Source organism: Acetobacter tropicalis (assembly GCF_001580915.1).
In the GTDB taxonomy this organism is placed as follows: domain Bacteria; phylum Pseudomonadota; class Alphaproteobacteria; order Acetobacterales; family Acetobacteraceae; genus Acetobacter; species Acetobacter tropicalis.
Map to the genome: position 1 here is coordinate 2,501 of NZ_LHZQ01000125.1, position 3,039 is coordinate 5,539.

The 3,039-nt window shown below is 55.1% G+C and carries 1 tRNA gene and 2 rRNA genes (1 of these 3 running past the window's edge); all 3 read left to right on the top strand.

The window, feature by feature from the left end:
* Positions 1-2,706 (top strand): 23S ribosomal RNA (locus tag AD944_RS01360) (it extends 35 nt beyond the left edge of the window).
* Between the two features lie 111 nt (positions 2,707-2,817).
* Positions 2,818-2,933: ribosomal RNA gene (gene rrf / locus AD944_RS01365) — 5S ribosomal RNA — on the top strand.
* A 29-nt stretch (positions 2,934-2,962) separates the two neighbouring features.
* Positions 2,963-3,039: transfer RNA gene (locus tag AD944_RS01370), tRNA-Met, on the top strand.

The window sequence follows — 3,039 nt, forward strand, 5'->3', positions numbered from 1 at the left end:
GGTACCAGGAGGCGATGAAGGACGTAGCACGCTGCGAAAAGCTACGGGGAGCCGCGAGCAGGCTTTGATCCGTAGATATCCGAATGGGGCAACCCACCCGCAAGGGTATCACAGTCTGAATACATAGGGCTGTGAGGCGAACCCGGGGAACTGAAACATCTCAGTACCTGGAGGAAAAGACATCAATTGAGATTCTGCTAGTAGTGGCGAGCGAACGCGGAACAGGCCAGTCATTTTTGAAGAAGAAGCAGAAGGATCTGGAAAGGTCCGCCATAGTGGGTGATAGCCCCGTATGCGTAGTGTCTTTGAGAATGCTCGAGTAGGGCGGGGCACGTGAAACCCTGTCTGAACATGGGGGGACCACCCTCCAAGCCTAAATACTCCCTGGTGACCGATAGTGAACAAGTACCGTGAGGGAAAGGTGAAAAGCACCCCGACGAGGGGAGTGAAATAGACCTGAAACCGAATGCCTACAAGCAGTCGGAGCCTCTTATGGGGTGACGGCGTACCTTTTGTATAATGGGTCAGCGAGTTTCTGTTTGCAGCGAGCTTAAGCCGATAGGTGTAGGCGTAGCGAAAGCGAGTCTGAATAGGGCGTCGAGTTGCTGGCAGAAGACCCGAAACCGAGTGATCTAGCCATGGCCAGGCTGAAGGTGCGGTAACACGCACTGGAGGGCCGAACCCACGCCTGTTGAAAAAGTCGGGGATGAGCTGTGGCTAGGGGTGAAAGGCCAATCAAACTCGGAAATAGCTGGTTCTCCGCGAAATCTATTGAGGTAGACCGTCAGGTATTTACCCCGGGGGGTAGAGCACTGGATGGGCTAGGGGGGCCCAAAGCCTTACCAAACCTAACCAAACTCCGAATACCCGGAAGTATAGCCTGGCAGACAGACAGTGGGTGCTAAGGTCCATTGTCGAGAGGGAAACAGCCCAGACCACCAGCTAAGGCCCCTAAATCGTGGCTAAGTGGGAAAGGATGTGGGGATTCCAAAACAACCAGGAGGTTGGCTTAGAAGCAGCCATCCTTTAAAGAAAGCGTAATAGCTCACTGGTCTAATAGAAACCCTGCGCCGAAAATGTAACGGGGCTCAAGCCACGTGCCGAAGCTGTGGGTGCATATCTATGATATGCGCGGTAGCGGAGCGTTCCGTAAGTCTGTGAAGGAGACGGGGTGACCCTCTCTGGAGATATCGGAAGTGCGAATGCTGACATGAGTAGCGACAAACAGTGCGAGAAACACTGTCGCCGAAAGTCCAAGGGTTCCTGCGCAAGGTTAATCCACGCAGGGTTAGTCGGCCCCTAAGGCGAGGGCGAAAGCCGTAGTCGATGGGAATCAGGTGAATAGTCCTGAACCTGCCAGAAGTGACGAATGCAAGATGTTGTCAGTCCTTATCGGATTGGACTGGCTTTTTGCGCATTCCAGGAAATAGCTCTGGCGTATAGACCGTACCCGAAACCGACACAGGTGGACTGGTAGAGAATACCAAGGCGCTTGAGAGAACGATGCTGAAGGAACTAGGCAAATTACTCGTGTAACTTCGGGATAAGCGAGACCCGTTGGTGGGCAACCATTGGCGGGTGGCACAGACCAGGGGGTAGCGACTGTTTAGTAAAAACACAGGGCTCTGCGAAGTCGAAAGACGACGTATAGGGCCTGACGCCTGCCCGGTGCCGGAAGGTTAAGAGGAGGTGTGAGAGCACTGAATTGAAGCCCCGGTAAACGGCGGCCGTAACTATAACGGTCCTAAGGTAGCGAAATTCCTTGTCGGGTAAGTTCCGACCTGCACGAATGGCGTAACGACTTCCCCGCTGTCTCCAGCATCGGCTCAGCGAAATTGAATTCCCCGTGAAGATGCGGGGTATCCGCGGTCAGACGGAAAGACCCTATGAACCTTTACTGCAGCTTTACAGTGGCATCAGAGACATTCTGTGTAGGATAGGTGGGAGGCTTTGAAGCGGGGGCGCCAGTTCCCGTGGAGCCATCCTTGAAATACCACCCTGAATTTTTCTGATGTCTAACCGCGGTCAGTTAGCCTGATCCGGGACCCTGTATGGTGGGCAGTTTGACTGGGGCGGTCGCCTCCCAAAGTGTAACGGAGGCGCGCGATGGTGGGCTCAGGCCGGTCGGAAACCGGCTGTTGAGTGCAATGGCATAAGCCCGCCTGACTGCGAGAGTGACAGCTCGAGCAGAGACGAAAGTCGGCCATAGTGATCCGGTGGTCCCGCGTGGAAGGGCCATCGCTCAACGGATAAAAGGTACTCTAGGGATAACAGGCTGATCTCCCCCAAGAGTCCACATCGACGGGGAGGTTTGGCACCTCGATGTCGGCTCATCACATCCTGGGGCTGGAGCAGGTCCCAAGGGTTCGGCTGTTCGCCGATTAAAGTGGTACGTGAGCTGGGTTTAGAACGTCGTGAGACAGTTCGGTCCCTATCTGCCGTGGATGTTGGAGACTTGAGAGGATTTGTCCCTAGTACGAGAGGACCGGGATGAACACACCTCTGGTGCACCGGTTGTCGCGCCAGCGGCACCGCCGGGTAGCTAAGTGTGGACGGGATAACCGCTGAAAGCATCTAAGCGGGAAACCCACCTCAAAACTAGGTCTCCCCAAGGGCCGTGATAGACCATCACGTCAATAGGCCAGGTGTGAAAGCGCAGTAATGCGTGCAGCTAACTGGTCCTAATCGCCCAATAGGCTCACTCTCTTACCGTTCCCTTAAAAGAACGGCCCGTGCACAGAAATCATCCATGCAAAACGTCATACTTCATCATACCCAACCGTCCACACCACCCCAACTCAAGGGTGATTTGGATGACCTGGTGGCCATGGCGGGGAGTGATCCACCCGATCCCATCCCGAACTCGGCCGTGAAAACCCCCAGCGCCTATGATACTGCGGCTTAAGTCGTGGGAAAGTCGGTCGCCGCCAGGTCTTCCAAATCACCCAAAAATCACCACAAACGCGGGGTGGAGCAGCCCGGTAGCTCGTCAGGCTCATAACCTGAAGGCCGCAGGTTCAAATCCTGCCCCCGCAACCA